Annotated in this window: 19 protein-coding genes; 10 read left to right on the forward strand and 9 right to left on the reverse strand. The window is 63.8% G+C overall.

Features of this window, described 5'->3' with window-relative positions; genetic code table 11:
- Positions 1 to 69: 69 nt before the first annotated feature.
- On the reverse strand, positions 70 to 2970 hold the full coding sequence (locus AC1DTQ_RS18295; RefSeq protein WP_477851432.1) for an EAL domain-containing protein: 2901 nt from the start codon (positions 2968 to 2970) through the stop codon (positions 70 to 72).
- A gap of 410 nt (positions 2971 to 3380) precedes the next feature.
- On the opposite strand from AC1DTQ_RS18295, the gene AC1DTQ_RS18300 reads away from it, so the two are divergent.
- From AC1DTQ_RS18300 to AC1DTQ_RS18315, 4 genes are all read left to right on the forward strand, one after another.
- Complete coding sequence (locus AC1DTQ_RS18300) at positions 3381 to 3962, forward strand: TetR/AcrR family transcriptional regulator (protein WP_477851434.1); 582 nt, start codon at positions 3381 to 3383, stop codon at positions 3960 to 3962.
- 136 nt (positions 3963 to 4098) lie between these two features.
- Positions 4099 to 4965, forward strand: coding sequence for an oxidoreductase (locus tag AC1DTQ_RS18305; protein WP_477851435.1), 867 nt, complete (start codon positions 4099 to 4101; stop codon positions 4963 to 4965).
- Positions 4962 to 5963: an NADP-dependent oxidoreductase gene (locus AC1DTQ_RS18310; protein WP_477851436.1), complete on the forward strand. Its 1002-nt coding sequence runs from the start codon at positions 4962 to 4964 to the stop codon at positions 5961 to 5963. The genes AC1DTQ_RS18305 and AC1DTQ_RS18310 overlap by 4 nt, the downstream gene beginning before the upstream one ends.
- Before the next feature lie 89 nt (positions 5964 to 6052).
- The gene (locus AC1DTQ_RS18315) at positions 6053 to 6928 is read left to right on the forward strand and encodes an alpha/beta fold hydrolase (RefSeq protein WP_477851438.1); all 876 of its coding nucleotides are present in this window, start codon (positions 6053 to 6055) and stop codon (positions 6926 to 6928) included.
- Between the two features lie 200 nt (positions 6929 to 7128).
- On the opposite strand, the gene AC1DTQ_RS18320 is transcribed toward AC1DTQ_RS18315, so the two are convergent.
- Positions 7129 to 8253, reverse strand: a complete 1125-nt coding sequence (locus AC1DTQ_RS18320) for an efflux RND transporter periplasmic adaptor subunit (RefSeq protein ID WP_477851439.1) — start codon at positions 8251 to 8253, stop codon at positions 7129 to 7131.
- On the reverse strand, positions 8250 to 11459 hold the full coding sequence (locus tag AC1DTQ_RS18325) for an efflux RND transporter permease subunit (protein ID WP_477851440.1): 3210 nt from the start codon (positions 11457 to 11459) through the stop codon (positions 8250 to 8252). The genes AC1DTQ_RS18320 and AC1DTQ_RS18325 overlap by 4 nt, the downstream gene beginning before the upstream one ends.
- 262 nt (positions 11460 to 11721) lie before the next feature.
- Here AC1DTQ_RS18325 and AC1DTQ_RS18330 point away from each other — a divergent pair, with 262 nt between their 5' ends.
- The gene (locus AC1DTQ_RS18330; protein ID WP_477851442.1) at positions 11722 to 12654 is read left to right on the forward strand and encodes an AraC family transcriptional regulator; all 933 of its coding nucleotides are present in this window, start codon (positions 11722 to 11724) and stop codon (positions 12652 to 12654) included.
- Between the two features lie 6 nt (positions 12655 to 12660).
- Here AC1DTQ_RS18330 and AC1DTQ_RS18335 read toward each other — a convergent pair whose 3' ends face one another.
- Complete coding sequence (locus AC1DTQ_RS18335) at positions 12661 to 12948, reverse strand: DUF2789 domain-containing protein (protein WP_477851443.1); 288 nt, start codon at positions 12946 to 12948, stop codon at positions 12661 to 12663.
- A gap of 83 nt (positions 12949 to 13031) precedes the next feature.
- Positions 13032 to 13424, reverse strand: coding sequence for a DUF3224 domain-containing protein (locus AC1DTQ_RS18340; protein ID WP_477851445.1), 393 nt, complete (start codon positions 13422 to 13424; stop codon positions 13032 to 13034).
- A 221-nt stretch (positions 13425 to 13645) separates the two neighbouring features.
- On the opposite strand from AC1DTQ_RS18340, the gene AC1DTQ_RS18345 reads away from it, so the two are divergent.
- Together AC1DTQ_RS18345 and AC1DTQ_RS18350 are read left to right on the forward strand one after the other, a co-directional pair.
- On the forward strand, positions 13646 to 14452 hold the full coding sequence (locus tag AC1DTQ_RS18345) for a DUF6597 domain-containing transcriptional factor (RefSeq protein WP_477851447.1): 807 nt from the start codon (positions 13646 to 13648) through the stop codon (positions 14450 to 14452).
- 462 nt (positions 14453 to 14914) lie between these two features.
- A complete protein-coding gene (locus AC1DTQ_RS18350; RefSeq protein WP_477851448.1) occupies positions 14915 to 15466 on the forward strand; it encodes a 2'-5' RNA ligase family protein in 552 nt (183 codons plus the stop codon).
- Here the strand turns inward: AC1DTQ_RS18350 and AC1DTQ_RS18355 are convergent.
- Positions 15461 to 16537: a tetratricopeptide repeat protein gene (locus AC1DTQ_RS18355; protein WP_477851449.1), complete on the reverse strand. Its 1077-nt coding sequence runs from the start codon at positions 16535 to 16537 to the stop codon at positions 15461 to 15463. The two genes, AC1DTQ_RS18350 and AC1DTQ_RS18355, sit on opposite strands and share 6 nt — an antisense overlap.
- 232 nt (positions 16538 to 16769) lie before the next feature.
- Between AC1DTQ_RS18355 and AC1DTQ_RS18360 the strand changes: the two genes are divergently transcribed.
- Complete coding sequence (locus AC1DTQ_RS18360; protein WP_477851451.1) at positions 16770 to 17036, forward strand: DksA/TraR family C4-type zinc finger protein; 267 nt, start codon at positions 16770 to 16772, stop codon at positions 17034 to 17036.
- Positions 17037 to 17096: 60 nt separating this feature from the next.
- On the opposite strand, the gene AC1DTQ_RS18365 is transcribed toward AC1DTQ_RS18360, so the two are convergent.
- On the reverse strand, positions 17097 to 18935 hold the full coding sequence (locus AC1DTQ_RS18365; protein ID WP_477851452.1) for an extracellular catalytic domain type 1 short-chain-length polyhydroxyalkanoate depolymerase: 1839 nt from the start codon (positions 18933 to 18935) through the stop codon (positions 17097 to 17099).
- Between the two features lie 258 nt (positions 18936 to 19193).
- On the opposite strand from AC1DTQ_RS18365, the gene AC1DTQ_RS18370 reads away from it, so the two are divergent.
- Complete coding sequence (locus tag AC1DTQ_RS18370) at positions 19194 to 19802, forward strand: DUF6445 family protein (protein WP_477851454.1); 609 nt, start codon at positions 19194 to 19196, stop codon at positions 19800 to 19802.
- 66 nt (positions 19803 to 19868) lie between these two features.
- On the opposite strand, the gene AC1DTQ_RS18375 is transcribed toward AC1DTQ_RS18370, so the two are convergent.
- Positions 19869 to 20771 carry a hypothetical protein gene (locus AC1DTQ_RS18375; protein WP_477851455.1) on the reverse strand — a complete coding sequence of 301 codons (903 nt, stop codon included), beginning with the start codon at positions 20769 to 20771 and terminating at the stop codon, positions 19869 to 19871.
- Here AC1DTQ_RS18375 and AC1DTQ_RS18380 point away from each other — a divergent pair.
- Positions 20748 to 21269, forward strand: coding sequence for a hypothetical protein (locus AC1DTQ_RS18380; protein WP_477851456.1), 522 nt, complete (start codon positions 20748 to 20750; stop codon positions 21267 to 21269). The genes AC1DTQ_RS18375 and AC1DTQ_RS18380 overlap by 24 nt on opposite strands.
- Positions 21270 to 21538: 269 nt before the next feature.
- Here AC1DTQ_RS18380 and AC1DTQ_RS18385 read toward each other — a convergent pair.
- A partial coding sequence (locus AC1DTQ_RS18385) for a Calx-beta domain-containing protein (RefSeq protein WP_477851457.1) occupies positions 21539 to 23245 on the reverse strand: 1707 nt, incomplete at its 5' end.

Here is a 23245-nt window from a genome sequence, read left to right on the forward strand (position 1 = left end):
GGTCCCCGGCAGCCGGCGTCTTGAGCCGGGCGGGGAAGGGCGCGTGGTCGGGCGCGCCGCAGCATCAAGTCATTGCTCGTCCAGCCAATGGAGCACCGGTTGCGGCCGCCCGAACAAATAGCCCTGGCCGTAGTCGCATCCCATCGCCGTCAACACCTCGCGCTGATGCTGGGTCTCTATGCCTTCGGCCACGATCTCTACGCCCAGCGCGTGGCCCAGGGCCAGGATCGCCCCGATCACCGCCGAACTGCGCGGAGATACCCCGTCCGCGAACGGAGCGATGAAGCTGCGGTCGATCTTGATCATCTTCAGCGGGAAACGATGCACGTGCCCGAGCGAGGAGTAGCCGGTGCCGAAATCGTCCAGCGCCGCTTCTATGTTGGCCTCGCGCAACCGCCTCAGCACCGCCACCATGGCTTCGGGATCCCCGAGCAAAGTGCCTTCGGTCACTTCCAGCCGCAAGCGCTTGGGATCGAATCCGATCTCCAGGGTCAGGTCGAGCAATTGCCGGTCGAAGTCTCCCTGTTGGAACAGGCGCGGGGAGACGTTGAGGGTGATGTAGGCGCCCTCGCGCACCAGGTCGCGGCTGCATTCCAGGGCCAACCGGAACATGCGCCAGTCGATCGCTTCGATCAGCCCGCTGTCCTCGGCCACCTGCAGGAACTCGCCGGGCGCCAACACCCCGCGTTGCGGATGTTGCCAGCGCAGCAGCGCCTCGTAACCGACCACGACGTCATCCGCCAGACGCACTAACGGCTGGAAGTAGGGCATGAACTCGTCGTTGAGCAGCGCATCGCGCAGCGCCTGCTCCAGATCCAGCACCCCCATCGCGGGGTGCTGCATGGCGTCGTCGAACAGCACGAAGCGGTTGCGCCCCGCGGCCTTGGCGCGATACAGGGCGAGGTCGGCGTCGTGCAGGATGCGGTCGGCGGAGTCGTAGCTGTCGTCGATGATCGCGATGCCGACGCTGATGGAAACCTGCAGCTCCCGGTCGCCTGCGGTCATCGTCGCCCGCATCGACTGCAGCACGCGCTGCGCGATCTTGGACGCCGTTTCCGGCAGTTGCACCTGCTCGATCAGAATCGCGAACTCGTCGCCGGCCAGGCGCGCGACCATGTCCGGCTCGCGCACGCAACCCGCCAGGCGCCGGGCGACTTCCACCAGTACTTCGTCGCCGGCAAGGTGCCCCAGACTGTCGTTGACCACTTTGAAGCGGTCGACATCGATATACAGCAGCCCCAGGCGTTGGTCCGGGTCGCGGCGCAGACGGGCGATGCCGCGTTCGAGGCGGTCCCGCATGTAGATGCGGTTCGGCAATCCGGTCAGCGCGTCGTGCATGACCTGATGCTGCAATTGCGCCTCGACCTGTTCGCGCACGGCGATCTGTTCGCGCAACTCGCCGGTCCGTTTCTCCACCCGCTGTTCCAGCGAGGCGTTGGCCTCCTTCAAGGCATCGGCGGCCATGCGGCGCTGGATGCTATTGGCGAGCTGGTAGGACACGAAGGTCAGCAGTTCCGCGTCGCGTTCGTCGAAATCCACCTCGGCGTCGTAACTCTGCACCGCGACCACACCGATCGGGCCGTCCGCGCCCAGCAAGGGGGCGCCCAGCCACATGAGCGTTGGTTTGGTCGTCATCTCGGGTTCGATTTCGCCGGCTTCGATCAGGGCCTGCACGCGGGCGACGTCGACCAGCTGCGGTTTGCCGGTGCGCAGGACGTACTCGGTCAGGCCGCGCCTGTGCGAGCGTGCGCTCCAATCGTTCTCCTGCTGGTCTTCCGCATAAGGGAACGACACGGTATTGCCGTCCTCGGAGGCCAGCGCAATATAGAAGTTTCTGGCATTGATGAGTTCGCCGACGATAGCGTGCACATGCTGGTAGAAATGCGTGCTGGTGTCCTCGGCATTGGTAAGCGCGGCGATCTGGTACAGCGCTGCCTGCAGGCGTTCGCCGCGTTCGCGTTCGATCACCTCGCGCCGGAGTTCGAAATTGGTTTCGGCCAGCTGCCGCGTGCGTTCCTCGACCCGGCGTTCCAGCTCTGCCTGTGAGGCCTTGCGTTCCAGCGCGGTGAGGACGTGCTCGGCGACGAACGCCAGCAGGCTCATTTCCGCCGTGGTGTATTGCGTTCCCTCCAGGTAGCTCTGCACGACCAGCGCCCCGCGCACGCGCCCTTCGCGCATCATCGGCACCCCGAGCCAGTCGTTGCTGTCGGCGCCGTGCAAGCGCAACGGGCCGGAGACCTGTGTGCTCAGCTGCTCGGCCGAACCCATCAACGGCTTGCGGTCGCGGACCAGGTACCAGGTCAGGCCGCGTTCGATCTGCGCCAGCGGAATTTCCTGGTCGGGATTGAGTTCCTGGGTGTCGACCACATCGGCGAAATACAGGAAGCGCAGACTGTCGCGCTCGCTGTCGTACAGGGCGATATAGAAATTCTCCGCGTACATCAGGTCGGAAACGATGCGGTGCAAGCCACGCAGCATGTCCGGCATGTCCAGGTCGGAGCCGGCCATGTCGGCGATCGCATACAGCGAGCGTTGCAACATTTCTGCCTGTTCCAGCAGCGACACGCTTTGCTGCATCCCCAATATCGTCAGCACTTCGCCGAGGCGGCGCGCGATCGGCTCTAGCCGGTCGGGACAACCGGCTGGGCAGTGCAGCACCGCCACCATCTGGTCGCCGTCGTCGTGGAGGACGCGCAGGTAGGACGGCAACAGGCCGCCGGCCCGAGCCTTGACCACTAGCTCGACCGTCTCGGCCAGGGTGACATCGTCGAGCGCTGCCGGGTGGCAGGCGATATCGCGCGGCCAGCGCGTCGACCACAGTACGGTAGCGTGGCGATCGGTTCGCAGCAGCACTTCTGCGACCTCGGCGGGCGTGGAGGCGTGCAGCAGTCGGCTGGCCTCCTCCTCGATACAGGCGGAAACGGCAGCGGCGTCCGCGGCTTCCGCCATCCCCGACCTCAGCCTGGTCATCCGAACGCCTCCTCCTCGCTTGATGGAACTGTCGCTGTTTTCGTCGCCGATAGGGGGAGGAACGGCGCTGGATTTCATGGCGGGCAAGGGATCGGGCAGATTGCAGTCAGCGTACGGGGAGCCGGCCTCGCATACCGTGACGGCAATCGCCTTCATCGCCGGGGCTGGGGTAAAGAGTGAGGACTGCCAGCCGCGTAAGCGTTTACACGCCACGGGATGGGGGTGGGTTACGGATCGCGGGATCCTGGTGCAATCCCGCCGCGCGTCGGTGTCGGCAGTGGGTCTGAGCATTTGCCTGATCAAGGTTCGACATCGGCCAAAAATCGGACTTTGGCCCCCCGCAACGGCCTCTCTGGATCGCAACAAATGCACTTGCACAGTGTGTGGAAATACAATATGATAGCCATCATATGAAACGCACAACCATCAGGTCCAAGGAAGCTACCCACGATCGCATCGTCGACGCCGCTGCACGTGCCATCCGGCGCAGCGGCTACAACGGTACGGGCGTCGCCGACATCATGAAGGCCGCTGGCCTGACCCACGGCGGCTTCTACGCCCATTTCCCGTCGCGTGAGGCGATGCTCGCCGAAGCCGCCGACCGAGCCGGCGGTGAAAGCGTGGAGATGATGGAGCGCATCGCCGCCAGCGTGCCGCCGCCGCAGGTACTTCCGGCCATGATGCAGGCCTATCTCTCTAAGGAGCATCTCGAGGAGATTGAGACGGGCTGTGCTACCGCCGCGCTTGGATCCGAGATGCCACGTCAGGCGCCCGAGGTTAGGCGCGCCGCCACGCGCCGGATCAAGGAGATGATCGACCTCGTCGCCCGCCAGTCACCTGACTGGGGACAGCCGGGCGCACACGAGCGCGCGCTCTTCATTGTCTCGACGATGGTTGGCGCATTGGTGCTGGCGCGCGCCGTCGACGAACCCAAGCTTTCCGATGCGCTGCGCGAGGCGGCGCTGAAACAGCTCGCCCCGATCCAGGATTAATTCCGCATTGGAACCCGCCTATGCGTTCGATCTTTAATATGACGGTCATCATAAAAAATACAGGGATGCATCTTCCTTCCGCTCCGACTGTCGCCATCGCACCGGCGTTCGTTACCAATCCACTAAAGGCACTCCCATGAAAACCAAAACATCCATCGCCCTCGTAACTGGCGCCTCATCCGGCATCGGCGAAGCTACGGCTAAGCGGCTCGCAATGGCGGGTTACAAGGTCTATGGCACTAGTAGACGCGGCACCTCATCGGATCAGGGGTCTTTCGCAATGCTGCCGCTCGACGTGACCAGTGATGAATCGGTCGAAGCCGCCGTCACCCAGCTGATTCGTTTGGAAGGCCGCATCGACCTGCTCGTGAACAACGCCGGCTTCGGCGTCGCGCCCGGCGGTGCGGAAGAGAGTTCGATCGAGCAGGCTAAGGCGATTTTCGAGACCAACTTCTTCGGGCTTATCCGTGTGACCCGTGCCGTCGTGCCGCACATGCGGCGCCAGGGCAACGGCCGCATCATCAACATCGGTTCGGTACTCGGTTTACTCCCGATGCCCTACGGGGCCCTCTATTCCGCCACCAAGCATGCGGTTGAAGGCTATTCGGAGTCGCTCGATCACGAGTTGCGCACACGGGGCATCCGGGTCTCGGTGATCGAGCCCGCCTACACGAAGACGCAGTTCGACGCGAACTTTCTGGCTCCCGACTCGAAGCTCGATGAGTACCGCGAAGCTCGCGCGCTCCTGGACAAGGTGTTGAAGGAGGTGATGGCGGCTGCCGACGATCCGGTGGTGGTGGCGGATGTCGTACTGAAGGCAGCTAGCGCCGTGCACCCGAAGCTTCGATATACGGCCGGCAAGCTCGCCGGGCGCTTGCGACTGCTTCGCAGGTTTGCGCCTGCCTCTGTGGTGGACGACGGGATCAGAAAGAGCCTGCGACTTGGTAGCGGGCATGATGCAGACACGCACAAGCTTCAGCAGACGTCAGAGAAAACATCATGAAAGCATTCATTATTGATCGCTACGGCAAGAAGGATCCGATGCGGCTCGGCGAAATGCCGGAGCCTGCGCTTCGTGACGACGATGTTCTGATTGAGGTCCACGCGGCAGGTCTGAACGTGCTGGATTCCAAAATAAAAAGTGGCGAGTTCAAACTGATCCTGCCTTACCGCATGCCGCTGGTGCTGGGCCATGACGTGGCCGGGGTCGTGATTCGAGTTGGGTCGCGAGTTCGGCAATTCAAAGTGGGAGACGAAGTCTATTCGCGCCCACCCGATCACCGCATCGGCACGCTTGCGGAGTTCATTGCCGTGAATGAAAACGATGTCGCGCTTAAACCCAACAACATCTCCATGGAAGAAGCGGCGTCGATCCCCTTGGTGGCCTTGACAGCCTGGCAGGTACTGGTGGAGAAGGCGAACCTAAAGAAGGGTCAGAAGTTCTTCATCCAGGCCGGTTCGGGTGGCGTGGGCACAGTCGCCATCCAGTTGGCTAAACATCTGGGCGCAACGGTCGCCACGACGACGAGCGCCGCCAACATCGCGCTGGTGAAGAGACTGGGTGCGGATACCGTCATCGACTACAAGACGCAAGACTTCGAGAATGCCTTGCGCGACTACGACGTGGTGCTGAACAGCCAGGATGGCAAGACGCTCGAAAAATCCCTGCGCGTACTCAAGCGCGGCGGGAAGCTGATCTCCATTTCCGGGCCGCCCGACCCCGAATTCGGCAAGGAAATCGCGGCGCCCGGATTCGTGAAACTGGTTCTGCGGCTGTTGAGCTCCGGGGTCAGGCGAAAGGCGCGGGGCCGAGGCGTCGGCTACTCGTTTCTCTTCATGAAGGCGAGCGGGAGCCAGCTGCGCGAAATCACTCAGCTCATCGAAGCGGGTGCCATCCGTCCCGTGATCGACAAGGTCTTCTCCTTCGAGTCCACCAACGAGGCTCTGGCCTACGTCGAGGCAGGTCGCGCGAAGGGCAAGGTCGTCGTCAAGATCAAGTGAGCCGCTGCGGACGATGCCGGCGATCAGGTCGGCGTAGCGAAACCAGGCCGGCCAAGCGATCCATAGAAGCAACGCCAAGGTAGAGCAACATGAACGCAACACAGAAACTGAAAGTCACCTGGAAGGATGTTCCAACGCGGACGATCACCGCAGGTGGCGTGGAGTTCGTCTACCGGGAACTCGGGACGGAAAACTCCGGCACGCCGGCGGTGTTCCTCATCCATCTGGCAGCCGTTCTGGACAACTGGGATCCTCGAATCGTCGACGGATTCGCAGCGAAGCATCGTGTGATCACCTTCGACAATCGAGGCATTGGCGCGTCGAGCGGTGCCCCGGCGACCTCCATAGAGGAAATGGCCAAGGACGCCATTACCTTCATTAAGGCCATGGGTCTCGATCAGGTCGACCTCGTCGGGTTTTCGATGGGCGGGATGATCGCCCAGGAGATCGTGTTGATGCAGCCACAGCTCGTGCGCAAGATGATACTCACCGGGACAGGCCCCGCTGGTGGCGAAGGCATAAGCAAAGTGGCCCGCGTGACCTACCTCGACATGATCCGGGGCTGGCTCACCCGCCAGGACCCGAAGCAGTTCCTATTCTTCACCAGGACACCCACCGGAATCCGTGCGGGCAAAGCGTTCCTGCAGCGTTTGAAAGAGCGCACCGAAAACCGCGACAAGGAAATCACTGTGACCGCGCTGCAAGCCCAGTTGAAAGCGCTGCGTCGGTGGGGCGCGAAGAAGCCTGCGGACCTATCAAGGATTCAACAGCCCGTCCTCGTCGCGAACGGTGACAGCGATCGCATGGTTCCAAGCAAGAACACTTATGATCTGGCGCAGCGCCTTCCGAACAGCGAACTCATCATCTATCCCGATTCCGGACACGGCGCGATGTTCCAATTCCATGCCGACTTCGTGCCCCAGGCTCTGGAGTTCCTTTCGCGCCAGCCAGAGCAGCGAGTATAGATAACCGGAACGGCAGCGTCCGGCCAAACGAGGCCCATATCGGGCCAGCTAGACTGGCAAATTCATGAGCTTATGGATTCCGAGGTCGCTGTTCGCGGATGGAATTCCATGAATAGGCCGGTTCTAATTGTCCAGAGCGGAGGGACGGGCGCTTACGCCGCGGGCCTCGCCCGCGCTCGGAAAGGTAGCGTCATGTCCGGTCAGGATTTCGACGTAGCGCTCGGTTTGGCGCGAACCTTGTCGCCCGCGGTCAGCAGCGCGTTCGGCGCCAGGATCACCGTGTCGCCGGAAGAAATCCCCGACAGCACTTCGATTTCATTGCCGAGATTACGTCCCACGATTACGTCCCGATACTCCAGCGTGGAGTCCCGACCCAAAGTGGCTACCTGCGCGCCCGTGGCGCGCTGAATCACCGTCGAGATCGGTAGGATGACTACCGGCGCCGCTCGGGCCAGGTGCATGCGCACGGTGCCCACCATGCCCGCGGGGATACGGCTGTCGGGATTGGGAAGACGCAATTCCGCACGCATCACGCCCGAGTCTCGGGAGAGCGCGCGCGCACTGCGCGCGACCTGGGCCTTGAAGGTTTCGCCGGGCAGTTCCGAGAAACTGACCTCAGCTTCGACGCCGGGTTGAATCTGCAACGCCACGTGTTGCGGAACGTCAATCACGACCCGCAGCGGATCCAGGACATTGATTTCGAACAGCGGCGCCGCGGCAGCGGCCGAATCGCCCACGACACGATCGCCGCGTTCGACATTGCGTGCGACGACCACGCCCGAAAATGGCGCACGGATCGTCTGAAACGCCTGGCGCTCCCGTGCAGACGAGAGCCGCGCTTCGGCGGCGGCCCGCGCTGCGGCAGCGACGTCATTGTTGGCCTTGCGGTCGCTGTACAGCTCTTTCGAAATCGCACCAGAGCTGACCAGCGTGTTGGCTCGGTCGAAATTGACCCTGGCCAGGTCCTGGTCCGCTTTAGCTTGTGCGAGCTGCGCTTGCGCCTCGCGTACGGCTTGGTCGACTTCTGGCGCGGAAATAACCGCGAGTACCTGACCGGCGACGACCTTATCGCCCAACTCGACGCGGCGTTCGCTGATGAAGCCGGTGGCGCGCGCGAAGATCTGCGCCGATTCGCCGGCTTGCGCGCGTGCGGGCAGGCTGAGGTCGTAGGCGTTGTCGGCAGCCTTGGCCTGGATGGTCAGCACTTCGGGCACGGCAGCGGCCGCGTTCGGTTCGGCATCGCCGCGATTGCAGGCGGTCAGCGCCGCGAGAGCGGCCGCGAGCAGCGATGCTCGCACGATGTTCGCTTGAGAGAGGATGTTCACGGAGCTGCTCCTGTTTCGATGCCGGTGCCGGTGCCGGTGACCGCGGCGTGGGGTTGTTGCGCGGACGAGCGTTTGATGCGTCGGCCCAGTACGGCCAGGATGGACGGAACGAGAATCAGCGTGGCGGGCGTGCCGAACAACAGGCCGCCGATCACGGCGCGGCCCAGCGGCGCATTCTGTTCGCCGCCGTCGCCCAGGCCGATCGCCATAGGTACGATGCCTAGCACCATGGCGCTGGCCGTCATCAACACCGGGCGCAGACGCACCGCGGCGGATTCGTAGGCGGCTAGCTCCGGATCGTGGCCCGCGGCTATCAAGCCGCGCGCGAAGCTGGTGACCAACACGCTGTTGGCCGTGGATACGCCGATCACCATCATCACGCCCATCAATGCCGGTACGCTCAGCGGCGTGCCGGTGACGAACAGACCCACCGCCGCGCCGGCAATGGCGATCGGAAGTCCGGACATCGCCACTAAAGGTTGTATCCAGGACTGGAAGTTGATCACCAGCACCAGGAAAACCAACGCCGCCGACATCGCCAGGCCCGCGGCGAGTTCGCCATAAGCGCTCTGCATTTCGCCGGCCTGGCCGACGATCTCGATGCGGTTGCCCGGTTTCAACTTGCCCTGCAGCTCGCCGGTGATGCGCGTCAACTTGTCGTACACCGATCCTAGATCGGTGCCTTGCACATTGGCCAGCACGCTGATCGTGGGCGCCAGCGTCGTGCGCGCGACGCTGGCAGGCACCCTGCGCGGCGTCACCGTGGCGATGTTACGCAACAGCACGGCCTGTCCATCGCCACCGACGCGCAACGGTGCGTTAAGCAATTCGTCGATGCTGGTCATGTTGGCTGGCGGCGCTTGTACCTGCACGGTATAGGCGATGGCGTTGACGGTGTCGGTCCAGTAGACCGGCGACACCGTGCCTGCCGAGCCCAGGATCGCCAGCACCGCGCGCGCGGCCTGCTGCGGGTCCAGCCCCAGCTGCGCGGCGCGGGTGCGGTCTATGCTCACTTGGTACTCGGGCAAGTCCAAGACCTGGCGCAAGGCGACGTCGACCGCACCGGGCACCTTGTGCAGGTGTTGTTCGACTTCGCGCGCCAAAGCCAGATTGCCGGCGTTGTCGCGGCCGATGATGCGCACTTCGAAGGCCGCCGCAGCCGAGCCGGCGAGGGTCCGGCTGGTCGAGTCGGGCGGGCGCTCGAATAGCTTCGCCTCGGGAAAACGTTCGGCGATGCGTTGGCGGATTTTCACCAGATAGTCCTGGCTGGACGCATGCGGCGCGCGCAGCTGCAGGAAGATCTCGGCCTCGAACGAGCCCACCACGGCGCTATCCACCAGCGACAGGTTGACCGCATCGGGTACGCCGATCTGTTCGTATACGGTCTGCAGCTCGGCCGGCGGAATGATCTTGCGGATCTCGCGCTGGATCTCGGTCAGCTTGGCTGCGGATTCCTCCAGGCGGGTGCCGCTGGGCAACCGGATCTGCATGCGCAGTTGGCCCGCATCGACCTGCGGGAAATATTCGCGGCCCAGCGAAAGCGCGGATGCGACGCCCACGCCGAACAGCAGCAGCGCCGCCAAGGCGAGCACGCCGCCGTGATGGCCTAGCCGCAACAGCAATGCATGATGGCGATCGCGCAGCCCGTCCAGCACGGCCTCCACGCGGTGATTGACCGCTAGCAATAGGCGTTCTGGCTTCCAGCGCGGGTTCCTGCGGCTTTGGATGTCGGCGGGCAGCAGCAGGTAGCAAAGCACCGGGATCAGGGTGCGCGACAACAGGAACGAAGCGATCATGGCGAAGATCACCGCCAGCGCGAGCGGCGTGAACACCCAGGCCGACAACCCGGTCATCAGCAGAATGGGCGTCAGCACGATGCAGATGGCGACGGTGGAAACGAATTCCGGGAACACCACTTCGCGCGCGCTGTCCAGGATCGCGGTGGGTACGTCCTTGCCCAGAGCGATGTTGCGATTGGTGTTTTCCACGTCGACCACTGCGTTGTCGACCAGGATGCCGATCGCCAACGCCAACCCGCCCAGGGTCATCACATTGAAGGTATAGCCCAGCAAACTCAGCATCGCTACCGAAGCCAGCAGCGCCAGCGGAATGGCCGACAGTACGATCAGGCTCGAACGCCACGAGCCGATGAACATCAACACCACTAACGCGACCAGCAATCCAACCAGGATGCCTTCATGGCGGATCGAGCCGATCGCGTTGTCGACGAACACCGACTGGTCGAAGATCGCCTGGATGCGCGTGCCGGGCGGGGCGGAGGCTTCGATTTCCGGCAAACGCGCGCGTACCTGACGCACGATCTCCACCGCGGAAGAGCCGCCCAGCTTGATCAAGGCCACCGACACCGCGCTGGAGCCGTCCATGCGCGCCACATTGGTCTGCAACGCGCCGCCGTCGCGCACCGATGCGACGTCACGCACGTAGATCACCACGCCATTGCGCGAGACCACGGGGATGTCGAGGAATTCGGCGGCGGTCGCGGGGCTGACGTTGAGCGAGATCTGCATCTCGCGCGCGCCTTCGCGTATGAAACCGGACGGCAAGGTGGGGCTGCCCCTTTCCAGCGCGCCGGTCACATCGGCAGGCGTTAGGCCGTAGGTCTGCAATGCGGCCGGGTCGAGGTCGACCATGATCTGCCGCGCGGCGCCGCCGTAGGGCAGGGTCATGCGGATGCCGGGGATGGTCTGTATCTGCGAGCGCAGCTGCAGACGCGCGTAGTCGTACAGCTGGGCCTCGGTCAGCGAATCCGACGAAAGCACCAATTGCAACACCGGCGTGCTGGAGAGATTGTTGCGGATTACCAACGGCGGCGAAGTGCCGGGCGGCATGCGCCGCAAGATCGCCTGCGATACGGCTGTGATCTGCACCAGCGCCCGGTCCAGGCTGACATTCGGCTGAAAATCGATACGGACGATGCTGGCGCCGCTGATGGACTCCGAACGGACTTCCTTGAGGTCGTCCACGGTATTGAGGATTGCGGCTTCGGAGAACGAAGTAAGCTTCGCCGCCATGTCCGCCGCCGGCAGCCCGCTGTAGGTCCAGACCAGGTTGACCGAGGGGATGCCGACCTCGGGCAGAATATCGGTCGGCATGCGCCGCGCCGCCAATATGCCGAACAGCAGGATCAGGATCGCCAGCACGCCGATCGTGTAGCGCCGGTTCAAGGCGTATTGAACAATCCACATCTTGATTTTTCCGCAGGCTTCGTGGGGGACGCCCTACACGCGGATCGGCGCGAAACGCTCAAGACACCCCGGCTGCAGGCAGGAGCGTCTGGGGGCATGCGATGTCACGGGGGAGGGCAGGCTCAAGTTAGCCCTAGACACCAGGAGTGTTAAGCACATTACTGTCGGAAACTTGCCTATTTCTGCAATTCAGTGAGATTAGTGCGCTATGTCGCCCAGTCGGGCCGGATAATGCTTCGGTCGTAATTGCACGTGAGAAGCCATGAATTTCAGTACTTCTACTGAACGCACCGACCACACGGCCGGTTGTGCGGCGCAGGCCGAGCTAGTCGAGCGAATTGCCCGATTCACGCCCGGCGACGGCGTGCACCTTACCCCCGTGCGGCAGCTGATGCTGATCCGGATCAGCTCGCCGACGGAATGCACGCCTACGGTTTACGAACCGCGGCTAGCCCTCGTCGCCCAGGGCAGCAAAGTCGCGACCCTTGCCGGGGAAACTTACCGATACGACCCGCTCAATTATCTGGTCGTGTCGGTGACCTTGCCGATGATCGGCCAAGTCATCGAGGCCACCCCCGAAAAACCCTACTTGAGCCTGCGCCTGGATATCGACCCGGACGAGATCGCCGAGTTGCTGATCGACGCCGGCCAGCCGTACGCCGACAACGGCGTCGATCTGGGTCTGTATGCCGCCCGTGTCAATGCGCCGCTGATGGACGCGGTGCTGCGGTTGATGCGGCTGTTGGATACTCCGCAGGACCTGCCGGTATTGGCGCCCCTGGCGCTGCGGGAGATCTTCTACCGCGTGCTCGGCGGCGACCTGGGCCATCGCCTGCGCGCGCTGGCGGTCAACGACAGCCGTTCCAGCCGCATCGCCAAGGCCGTGGCGATACTGCGCCAAAGCTATCTGCAACCCCTGAGCATCGACGATCTGGCGCAAAGCGTGCACATGAGCACCTCGTCGCTGCACCATCAATTCAAGGCGGTGACCGCTATGTCGCCGCTGCAGTTCCAGAAGCAACTGCGGCTGCACGAAGCGCGCCGGTTGATGATGGCCAATGGATTGGAAGCCATCGCCGCAGCGCATCGCGTAGGCTACGAAAGCCCGTCTCAATTCAGCCGCGAATACAAACGGTTGTTCGGCGCACCACCGCGTTCGGAAATCGGACTGGCGAAGGCAACGTTCGAGAACTGAGCGCGGTCAACTCGCTAGCGTTTTCTTCAAATCAGAATCTGCCGGCCGCTGCCAGCCCGGCACGGCATGCAGTGCCACATTCAACCGGTCCACCACCATCGCCCAGTCGGCATCGTCCTGGCGCTCCTCGCGCAGCAGCTGCGACTGGGCGGGCGACCAGAACGGCGCATCTTCCAGGCGCATGCCGTCAGGCATCGGCGAATGGGTGGCGAGGAAGCGCTGGATACTGGCGTTGTCGTTGGCCAGGCCCAGTTGGGCGAACAGTTCGGAGAAGGGATAGACAGTCTGTTCCATGATTCTGCTCGAAGTTGCGACAGCGACAGCCTAGCGATGCGCAGGTTAAGCCGTCGGCTAGGCCACGCCAATGCGAACCTCCGTCATTCCAATGCGTAACTGAAATCGTAAGAGTGCTTGCCGTCGGCGATGACGATCCGCATCGATCCGGACAGCCCTTCCAGCGCTCCAGTGCCGGAATCGGGCACTACCACCACCGTCCACTCCTGCGGCGTGCCCTGGACCATCAGCGCGCGGTGCACCATGACGAAACTGCCGCTGCGTCCGTGCAAGGTACCGGTGATATTCTCGATGGCCACGTAAGCGCCGGATTTCGAACCGTCTCCCGAGGCCAGCATCTCGCCCTGGCCGGTCGCTTCCAGGTCGCCTTGAAAGAGTTTGTCCAGCGACAGGCGGCCCAGCCCGGACGCCTGGGCCGGTGGATTGTCCGCGGTCTGCGGTTGAATCTTGACTTCGAAGGTGCCGAGGGCATGCATGGGAAAGGACTCCGTGGTGGTTTGCGCCGACACCGAGGCTGGCAGGAGAGCGGCGCAGGCGAGTAGGCGAGCGGACAGGCGAGTGAATAGGCGAGTGAATAAGAACCGGGCCTGGGCTTTCATGGGAAACTCGGGCGAGGCGAGGGTGCCGATGAGAGCATGGCGAAGGTGCCGACGATTGTAAAAACGCGACTTGCGTGCCCGCCGCCCGGATTGCGCCGATGAATTCCGGGGCAGGCAAGGCCCGTGGTCTGCTGCATTCCGCGCCGGCGCCGGGGGTGTTCCATCATGCGCGGCTGTTGCCGCCGGCCGCGCTGGCGGCGGTGGTCCAGCATTTCTGGATCGTGCGCTGGGATCTGTGCGGCGGTCCACCGCAAATCCGTGAAACCCTGCCGCACCCCAACGCACACCTGGTGCTGGAGGCCGGCGACGCCCGCGTGCACGGCATTCACACCGGCCGCTTCACTCGCATGCTCGAGGGGCAGGGTGCGGTATTCGGCGTGAAGTTCCGCCCCGGCGGCTTCCACCCTTTCCTGCGGCGGCCACTGTCCAGCTTGCGCAACCGCAGTCTGCCGCTGCAGGAACTGTTTGGCGCCGAAGCCGGTTCGCTGGGGGCTACCGTACTTTCGCAGCCGGAGGATGAAGCGATGGTCGCGACGGCCGTCGATTTCCTGGCCGCCCGTTTGCCGACGATCGGCGAGGATGTGGAGCATGTGGGGCGGATCGTCGACGAGATCGCGGCGGACCGTAGCGTCAACACGCTCGACGACTTAGTGGCGCGGTGGCGGCTCGGTAAGCGCGCGCTGCAGCGGATGTTCAACGAGTACGTGGGTGTCGGGCCTAAATGGGTGATCAACCGCTATCGCATGCACGAAGCATTGGAGCGCGTGGAGCAGGGTGGCGAGGTGGAATGGGCGCGGCTGGCGTTGGAACTGGGTTATTTCGACCAGGCGCATTTCATCCGCGATTTCAAGGCCTTGGTAGGGTGCCCGCCCGCCGAATACTCGCGCCGGTCCCGCGGCAGCTGATGCCGTTCGTGTGCCCTGAAGCGCAAGCCGGCGGATACTCGCTGCCGGGGATGGATTCCGCTTGCTCGCGTTCGTGATGTCATGAACGCATCATCCGTTGGCGGGTCCGCCGCCGCACAAGCCGTCCAGCGGAGGTTGCGGTCGCTTGGACTTCACGCTTTCTGAAGATTCATGGGCGACGAGTGGGATATCGAATGCGAAGTGCGGCAGGTGGAGGAAGCCGGCTTCTAGGTTTTTCGAATCACCAAAAGCTCCTGCGACGGATTTCACATACGGCTGCGTTTTGCCTCGCCGCCGCGCATGCGTTAGCGTGTCGCCTGGCGGAATAGTGGGCTTGGGAATGAAGGCAAGGTATCGCAAGGCCGGCAATACGTCGTTGATGGCGCCATGCAGCGCCGGCGGGCAGGACGCATGAGCGTGCGCCGGGGCTCGCCTATTCCTCTGCAGGACTCGCTTGTGGGCATGGAAGCGAGGTCTGAAACCGGCAGTCTATTTTTCTGCGTATTTCCTGAACCCGCAGCCCGTGAAGCCATCGCCGCCGAAACCGACGCCCTGCGCGTCGAGCACTCTTTGACCGGCCCTCCTGTCCGGCCTAACCGGCTTCACGCCACTCTGCACTACCTGGGCGAGCACCTGATCGACCGTGCCGACATCGTGGACGCGGCGACGACGGCCGCCGCCCGGGTCCGGTATGCGCCGTTCGAAGTGACCCTGGCCCGCGCTTCGAGTTTCTCCACACGCAACGACAAGCATCCCTGCGTATTGTTGTGTCCGGAAGAGCGACCGCCGATCCACGGCTTATGGCGCGAACTCAGCAACCGCCTGATGGCGGGCGGATTCGGGCGTTATCTGAAACGAGAATTTACTCCGCATGTCACTGTGCTCTACGACACCCGCGTGCTGACCCCGCACGCCATCGACCCGATCCGCTGGCAGGCGCGCGATTTTGCGCTGGTGCGCAGTTGGCAGGGCGAGTACGACGTTATCAGCAGCTGGCCCTTGCGCGCGTCATAAAGGGTCGGTAGCACGCAGGCCTTCCAGCATCGTTCGATATTGCGCGCGTGCCGTTTCGTCCTTACCCGCGACCAGCACCAAGGCCTGCTGCAGCGCGCGGCGAGCGCGCCGCGAATTCCCTATCGCCGCATAAGCGCGAGCCAAACCGTGGTAGAACCGGTGTTCGTCGCCATACAGGCGGATTGCGTGCTGGTAGCGCTTGATGGCCTGCGCGTAATTGCCCTGCCGCTCGAATTGCACGGCGACCAGGAACTGGTGGAAAGGATCCCTCGATTGCACCTTGTCCAGCCGGCGCCGGTACTGTGTTTCACGCTCGAGGTCGCCGCTGCGCTTGTACAGGGCCACCAGATTGAACAGCGCGCTGGAATGCTCCGGAGCCAGCGACAGCGCGGTGGCATAGGCCTGTTCGGCGCCGGACAAGTCGCCGCTGTGCAGACGCAACACGCCGGTGTTGCTCCAGGTATTGGGATAGGTGGGGTCCAGTTCGATGGCGATGTCGGCATGGGCCAGCGCGGCGGGCAGATCGCCCTGGAACATAAGTTGCGCGGCGCGATTGTTGTAGTACTGGGCCAACAGGCGCTGTTCGCTGATGAGGTGGGCCGGATGGCGTCCGATCACGAAGCTACTGCCCACGTCCACCACGTATCGCTGCGCACCGAGCCGCACCGCGGCGTTGACGTGGTTGCTGCGATAGACGATGTCCCCGCGTTGTTGCCAGGACAGCGTTTCGTCGATCTCCTGGGGATACGCATCCAGCCCCGCCTCGCGCGCCAGCGCCAGGAACACCAACGTGTAGGTGAGACAGTTGACCCGCCGGTTGAGATAGGCCTGTTCCACGGTCTGGGTGGCGTCGTCGTGATATTCCAGGCGCAGTCCTTCCGGACTGATGGACATCAGGTCGATCAGTCTGCGTAACCGTTGCGATTGGCCGCTGCCCGGAGCATTGACTTGCTCCTGCACCAGCGCGTGGAGGTCGGGCGGCACCGCCATGACCTGCGCGCGATCGGGCGGAGCGTTGTCACCCGTAGGGGAGGACAGCGCCATTGCCGCCGCAAGCGCCCAGCCGATCATTGCGGACCCTCCCACAGCAAGCGACTAATGCCGTTCGCGACGAGTCTAGACCCTCGCCCGCGCGAATACCTGTGCGCAATCGGTCGGCCTGCGGAGCGCCTGCGCGTGCGATGTCCGCAGGCTGTACCAGTAGAACGAAGCAGGGCGGGTGGAATCGACACGCGCCGTCACCCTATCGTTCATTCCGGCGGGGTTATCCTCGCCCCCACACGTATCTCAACAGGAGGCCGCTATGGCTACCGGCTGGGCAGGCGACGGCGCCGTGCAGGACCAGATCGACGCTACCGTGAAAGACGGCATCAAGCGCGCCCGCAGCCAATTGCCGCAGGGGCCTAGCCTCACCCACTGCGAAGAGTGCGGCACGCCCATGCCAGAGCTCCGACGCAAGGCCGTGCCGGGTGTGCGCTTGTGCGTTCCCTGCCAGGAGGCGCGCGACGAGGAAGACGGCGGGCACAGCGGCTACAACCGCCGCGGCAGCAAGGACAGCCAACTGCGCTGAGCGTTCGAACCCCAGCCGTTTTCGTTTCCAGCATCGCGCCGCGATCGACAAGGAGTCCCTTTACGGCAGGTACTCCACGCGCAGTTTCGCGGTCGCGCCCTTGTCTATCCACAAATAGTTGGTGGAAGTGGGATTGCCGCTGAAGCGCAGGCGCAACTGGGTACGGCCGCCACGGTTGATCGCGGACAGGCCGGCGCTGGCGAATGCGTTGCTGGTCTGGCTGCCGCCGCTGAAGCTCAGCAGTTGCGCCACCGCGCTCGCGCTCGCGGCCGCTGCATAGTCGCCTGTCTCGATGGCGCATAAGCCGAAACAGCCGTTGTTCACGTCGATGACCAACGTGTTGCCGACGGGATTGCCCCATGGATTGCCTGACGCACTGCGGTACGCCACGATGACCGTGGCCGACACGAGGGTGGCGCCGTCCGGCAGCGACGAAGTATCGAACGACAGCACGCTGCGATTGAACTTGGCGTCGGTGCCGCGCCCTAGAGCTAGGCCGGAATATGCTTCCAGCGTGCCCACTGCCGGTGCACTGCCGTCGGCATTGGCCTTCACATAACCGTCGTTCGCGTCCTCGTTAGAGAACTCCGCCAGCAGCGGCGTGCCACCGCCGGAACCTTCCAACACGTTCACCATGACTATGGCCGATGCGCCCACGTTGTCCACCAGGTCGAATGCGCGCGCCTGCAGCGCGTGATTGCCGGTGCTGGCGGTGGCCGAGTCCCAACTGATCGAGTACGGCGCGCTCGCATCGCTGCCCAGCAAGGTGCCGTCCAGCAGGAATTCCACGCGGTCCACGCCGATGTCGTCGCTGGCCGTCGCGCTGATTGCGACCGTACCGCTGAGATTGGCTCCGTTCGCGGGCGCGGTAAGGCTGACGGTGGGCGCGTTGCCGTCCAAGTTGTCCAGACTCCAGAAATGGCCGATGTAGTAGCTGGAGCACAGGTTCACGTCGAGGATGTAGGCACCTGCCGTGCCGCACTGGGTCTCGCCGGTGCCCGGGTCGACCGGCGTCCCATGACCCATGCCGGTGATGGTGTAGGTCTCCACCCGCGGCGTACCGCTTGCGTCCTTGTAGACCTTATGCGGAAAGCCGCCGACGGTGTCGCTGACGTCCGCGGTCTGATCGATGCCGTGCACATTGGTCCACTGCTGCATGCTTTCGGTGAGGTTGGCCGGACGCACCACATAGTCGGCGTCGCCGTGCCAGATCGAGACGATGGGCCAGGTACCGGCGTGGCTGCTGGCCGCACGTACTTTGTCGCCCCACTGCGCCGGGGTGAGGTCGGTGCCGGGATTCATACAACTGAAAGCGGCCGATTGGCTGGTGGCGCAACGATAGGGCAGACCGGCGACGATGGCGCCGCCAGCGAAGACTTCGGGATACGTGGCCATCATCACCGAGGTCATCGCGCCGCCGGCCGAAAGTCCGGTAACGTAGATGCGCGTCGGGTCGCCGCCGTGATCGGCTTGCATGCGATCGACCATTTGCTTGATCGAAAGCGCCTCGCCCGATCCGCGCGCGGTGTCGCCGGCCTCGAACCAGTTGAAGCAGGTGCTGGAATTGTTGGCGCTCTGTTGTTGCGGCAGCAACAGCGCGAACTGCCAGCGTTGCGCCAGCATTTGCCAGCCGGTTTCCGCGTCGTAGCTCGCGGCGCTCTGCGAACAGCCGTGCATCGCCACCACCAGCGGCGCGTTGGTGGGCAGACCGGGCGGTACGTATTTGAACATGCGGAGGTTGCCGGGGTTGCTGCCGAAGCCGGTGACCTCGGTCTGGGCGAAGGCGGGCAGGCATAGCAGTCCCGCCATCGCCAGGAAAGCTGCGGCTTGCCAGCGCAACATGCGAGTACGCGGGCCGGGACGAGAAGACAGTGGGATGCAGTCGGGCAGGACGGACATGTGTTCGACTCCTTGTGGACGGCGGGCAAACCGCAGTAGCGCACGCACCCAGAGGCGTCGCCATCGTCCAAAGGGGTAAGCTGCGCCGCAACATCGCCGCGCGCACCGGGCATCGATCCATGTGAGTGCCGTACGGGCAATAAAATACGCATGGCATTCGCCGGGGCGCTGCAAATGGCTTAGTTGCCATGCTGTCACGCTGCGCTGAGCGTTCGAACGCAGTTGATGAAAGGAGCGGCGAACGATTAGGCTGGCTGTATGCCTACCTCAATGGTCATCGTCGACGACTTCCTGGACAACGCGCAAGCCTTGCGGGAGGCCTCATTGCGACTGACCTATCCGCCACAGGAAGGCATGTTTCCCGGCCGCAATTCGGTCGAGCGGATCAATATCGAAGGCTTGGCGCAACAAATTTCTCGACTGGTGGGCGAACCATTGGAAGCGATGCCGCCGCCGCAGTCGCATGCCAAGAGTCGAATCACCCTTGCGGCCGACAAAGGCAAGGCCAAAGTGCATGTGGATGCGGCGCACTGGTCGGGCATCCTGTATCTCAGTCGCCCGCAGGATTGCCGGGGCGGCACCGAATTCTTCCGCCATCGCGCCACCGGCACAGACCGTGCGCCCTATGACGATCTCGAAGCGGCGGCGCTGGGCTTCCCGTCCGCCAAACGAATGGTCGACGAGATTCTGGAGGCGGACGGTACCGATGATTCAAAGTGGGAGATGACCCAGCGCGTCCCCATGCGCTTCAACCGCCTTCTGCTGTTGCGTCCGTGGCTCTGGCATACCGCCGGTGAAACGTTCGGAGACAGCCTGGAAAACGGACGGTTGGTCTACCTGATGTTTTTCGCCTCGTCCCAGCGCTGACACAACGCGCAAACAATGGAAAACGCCCGGGATTGCCGGGCGTTTTCGTTTTCCTCATTCGTGCGGTCAATGCAGCAGCTGCAGGCCCAGGATCACGGCCAGGATGGCGGCGGTGATGGCGTAATCGCCGTCGCTGTCGCGGCGACCGTAGCGGTAGCGGCCGTAGTAGCCGTCCTCGTAACCGCGTTGGAAGCCCTGGCGGAAGTAGTAGTTGTACTGGTCCTGCCGGAGGTAGTAGCCATTGTAGCCGTAGTTGGCGTCCTCGTAAGCGTAGCTGCTGCGATAGTCACTACGCCAACCGTCCTCGCGGTCGGCTCGGCCGGCGCGCAGGCCTTCCTCGTAGCCATAGTTCACGGCCTGTGCCATCAAGTCGCGACCGTAGCGGTTGGTTTCGTAATAGCGGCCGCCGTAGCTGTAGCGGTAGCTGGCGGGTGTGTAGTAATACGGATCGTTGTAGTAGTTGTAGTTGCGCGAGCTGAAGCGGATCTGTTGCTGACGCAGGCGGTCGTAGTACTGCTGTTGGTAGCGGTACTGCGAATTACGGCGCTGCTCGCGCAGTTGGCGGGCGTAGCGCTGTTCCCAGTCGTTGCGGTTGCTGTAACGCCGGCGTTCCTCTTGCTGGAAGCGTTCGGCGCGCTGGCGCTCCTCGCGGATCCGGCGCTCCTGCACTTCGCGGCTTAGGCGGTTCTGCTCATTACGACGGTCGTCATCGCGGCGGTCATCGCGGCGGCTCGGCTGGTTGCCGCCCATGACGCGTGCTGGTTGACCGGCGGCCTGACGTTGCAACTGTTGGCGGGCAGCGGCGTCGCGGATCGCCTGTTGGCGCAGGTCGCCATCGCGCCGCTGTTCGCGGATACGCTCGCCTTGGCGCGCGGCCTGCTGGCGCTGCAGCTGTTCTCGTTGCGCGTTCTGGCGGGCTTCGTTTTGCTGGCGTAAGGCGCGCTGTTGGTCTTCGTTGCGGCGCTCCAACTGCTGGCGCTCGCCTTGGCGCGCGGCCTGCTGGCGCTGCAGCTGTTCTCGTTGCGCGTTCTGGCGGGCTTCGTTTTGCTGGCGCAAGGCACGCTGTTGGTCTTCGTTGCGGCGCTCCAACTGTTCGCGTTCGTTCTGACGCGCGGCTTGCTGACGGACAGCTTGTTCGCGTTGGATCTGCTCACGCTGACCATTCTGCTGGCGCATGGCCTGTTCGCGCTGCTGATCCTGGCGGCGTTCCTGCTGCTGGCGGGCGGCGTCCTGGCGGGCTTCCCGCTGCTGACGCTGGGCATCGTCATTGCGACGCTCCATCTGCTGGCGTTCGCCCTGACGCTGGGCCTGTTGTTGGCGGGCCTGCTCCTGGCGGGCTTCGGCCTGCTGGCGACGCTGGTCCGCACGGGCTTTGTTGTCGTCCTGCTCCTTGTCTTCGCTGTCGCGGTTGCTCCGGTCCTGCGCGATGGCGGACGAACCCATACCAAGGGCGAGGATCGCGCCTAGCGCAACGGACCAAAGCGTCTGTTGGCGGGGGGAGAGTTTCATGTCGGTTTCCTGTTCGGACTACCAACGGTGTAGTTGGCCTGTGCGTAGTTGGCGGCCAAGGCAATGAATGGATTCTGAGGCTGCCCCGCACCATTTAACTGGCGGAAGGCGTAACCGGTTACAGATTTCGGATGGATTTGGAACGCTGCGTATTTCCTTGCGGCAGGTATCTGTACGGCCGGGATCGCGTCGCGAAATCCCGGCCATAGCCAGCGAAAATATAGAAATTAGTCAGTCAGCAGCGTGCGCAATCGGCTCCAAGCTTCCTCCAACCAGCGAAAGGGTATCTGCCGCAGACAACCCAGCGCTCCATCGCGCGACAGGCACACGTTGGCGCTTGTCGGCACCGGTGCCAATGGTGCAGCGCTGACAGACTGCGAACTCTGGGTGGCGCTGCCCGTTCCCGGACGTGCTGGCAGCGGACTGGACATGACGCGCGCATCGTCGGAGACGATGGTGCCGGTGGCCTGCGCATCGGCCAGCGTCGCTCCCACCGCTCCGCTGAGAGCCACAGTGAAGGCCTCGTTCGGTTCGCGTTGAGGGTCGCCATTGACCGTGACCACGAAGGCTCGGCTGGTCTGCCCGGCAGGAATTGTTTCGCTGGACAACGAGCGGGCGACATAGTCGCTGCCCGCCGTGGCCGTGCCGTCGGCGGTGGCGATGTTGTAGCTCACCGCTGCGGTGGACGGACGCGACAGAGTGATGTTGAAGGTCATCGCCGCAGTGCCGCTTTGGCCTTCGATCACCGATGCGTCGCCGATAGAAAGCGCCAGTGGCGTCGCGTTGACGGTGAGCGTGCTGGTGCGGGTAACGCCCGCATAAGTCGCCGACAACGTGCCCGAGGCCAAGGTGTCGGCAGCGATGGTGGCGATGGGGAACGTGGCACTGGTGGCGCCTTGCGCCACACTGACGCTGGCAGGAACGGTGAATGCACTGCTGGCGCTGCTGAGTGCGACCTGCGCACCGCCGCTGGGCGCGGCAGCGGTGAGCGTGACCGTGCCGGTGGCTGCCTGGCCGCCGGTCACTGGATTGGGCGCGGCGCTGACCGCGCTGAGTGCAGCCGTGGCAACGGCGGGTTTCCAGCCCAACTTGATCACTTCGAAGTCACTGGCCTTGAGCGTGGCGAAGGCAGGATTCAAGGTGCTGTTGTTCCAGCGCACATCGAAAGTCCCGGAGATGTACAGGTCCGATCCGTTGTCGACCATGATCAGTCCGTACTTCTGCATGGCGCGGAAGATCTTGCGCGACGTGGGATCGGTGGTGCGCAGCGCCGGGTCGGCGCCGCCGACATTGGTCTTCAGGCGCAGTCGCGCACCCATCGGCAGCGCGCCGGAGGTACTGCCCGCACTGTGCGAGGCCGGATACACATGGCCGTTGCTGGCGCGCAGAGTGACGCGCAGGGCGTGGGTGATTTCCGGCACGGCCGCATTGGCCGCTTCGTCGTAACGCACCAGGCCCGGGAAGATCGCCAAACCCGAGGCGTCTGCAGAGGTCCAGCCTTCCGGGCGGCGGCCGTTGGTATTCAAATCGAAGAACGCGCCCGAGGCCGCGTACCAGCGACTCTGCGAGGCGTTGTAGTAGACGTTGTAGAGCTCGTAGAGATGGCGATTGGTGCAGTCGATCATCAGCAGGTGGCGGTCAGAGCTACCGCGCTGGTCGACGTTGCCGGGCGCGCCGCCTTCCACCCAATGCACCTGGCTGATGGCCTGAGCGGGGATGGGGTAGAACGGCACGCCATTGCCGTCGCTCTCGTCGTCGTACTCGAAGGTGACGGTTTGCTTGGGCTGCGAGCCGTTGACGATGGCATATGGAAAACCATAGATGCCGGTGCTGCCGGGAGATTCCTCGCCGCCGAAATCCGGATGCAGCGCGCGGGTGCCGCCGATGAAGGAAATATAGCTGGCTGAAGAAGGATCCACTGGCGCCGCACTGAT

It is taken from the genome of Pseudoxanthomonas sp. P4_B2, from assembly GCF_056402315.1.

What these genes read in the sequence shown, in the direction of transcription:
- AC1DTQ_RS18310 (WP_477851436.1), top strand. Translation starts at nt 4,962, where the DNA reads ATGAAAGCATTCATTATTGATCGCTACGGCAAGAAGGATCCGATGCGG.
- AC1DTQ_RS18370 (WP_477851454.1), top strand. Translation starts at nt 19,194, where the DNA reads ATGCCTACCTCAATGGTCATCGTCGACGACTTCCTGGACAACGCGCAA.
- AC1DTQ_RS18330 (WP_477851442.1), top strand. Translation starts at nt 11,722, where the DNA reads ATGAATTTCAGTACTTCTACTGAACGCACCGACCACACGGCCGGTTGT.
- AC1DTQ_RS18295 (WP_477851432.1), bottom strand. Translation starts at nt 2,970, where the DNA reads ATGACCAGGCTGAGGTCGGGGATGGCGGAAGCCGCGGACGCCGCTGCC.
- AC1DTQ_RS18315 (WP_477851438.1), top strand. Translation starts at nt 6,053, where the DNA reads ATGAACGCAACACAGAAACTGAAAGTCACCTGGAAGGATGTTCCAACG.
- AC1DTQ_RS18325 (WP_477851440.1), bottom strand. Translation starts at nt 11,459, where the DNA reads ATGTGGATTGTTCAATACGCCTTGAACCGGCGCTACACGATCGGCGTG.
- AC1DTQ_RS18355 (WP_477851449.1), bottom strand. Translation starts at nt 16,537, where the DNA reads ATGATCGGCTGGGCGCTTGCGGCGGCAATGGCGCTGTCCTCCCCTACG.
- AC1DTQ_RS18345 (WP_477851447.1), top strand. Translation starts at nt 13,646, where the DNA reads ATGAATTCCGGGGCAGGCAAGGCCCGTGGTCTGCTGCATTCCGCGCCG.
- AC1DTQ_RS18365 (WP_477851452.1), bottom strand. Translation starts at nt 18,935, where the DNA reads ATGTCCGTCCTGCCCGACTGCATCCCACTGTCTTCTCGTCCCGGCCCG.
- AC1DTQ_RS18305 (WP_477851435.1), top strand. Translation starts at nt 4,099, where the DNA reads ATGAAAACCAAAACATCCATCGCCCTCGTAACTGGCGCCTCATCCGGC.
- AC1DTQ_RS18350 (WP_477851448.1), top strand. Translation starts at nt 14,915, where the DNA reads ATGGAAGCGAGGTCTGAAACCGGCAGTCTATTTTTCTGCGTATTTCCT.
- AC1DTQ_RS18360 (WP_477851451.1), top strand. Translation starts at nt 16,770, where the DNA reads ATGGCTACCGGCTGGGCAGGCGACGGCGCCGTGCAGGACCAGATCGAC.
- AC1DTQ_RS18335 (WP_477851443.1), bottom strand. Translation starts at nt 12,948, where the DNA reads ATGGAACAGACTGTCTATCCCTTCTCCGAACTGTTCGCCCAACTGGGC.
- AC1DTQ_RS18300 (WP_477851434.1), top strand. Translation starts at nt 3,381, where the DNA reads ATGAAACGCACAACCATCAGGTCCAAGGAAGCTACCCACGATCGCATC.
- AC1DTQ_RS18340 (WP_477851445.1), bottom strand. Translation starts at nt 13,424, where the DNA reads ATGCATGCCCTCGGCACCTTCGAAGTCAAGATTCAACCGCAGACCGCG.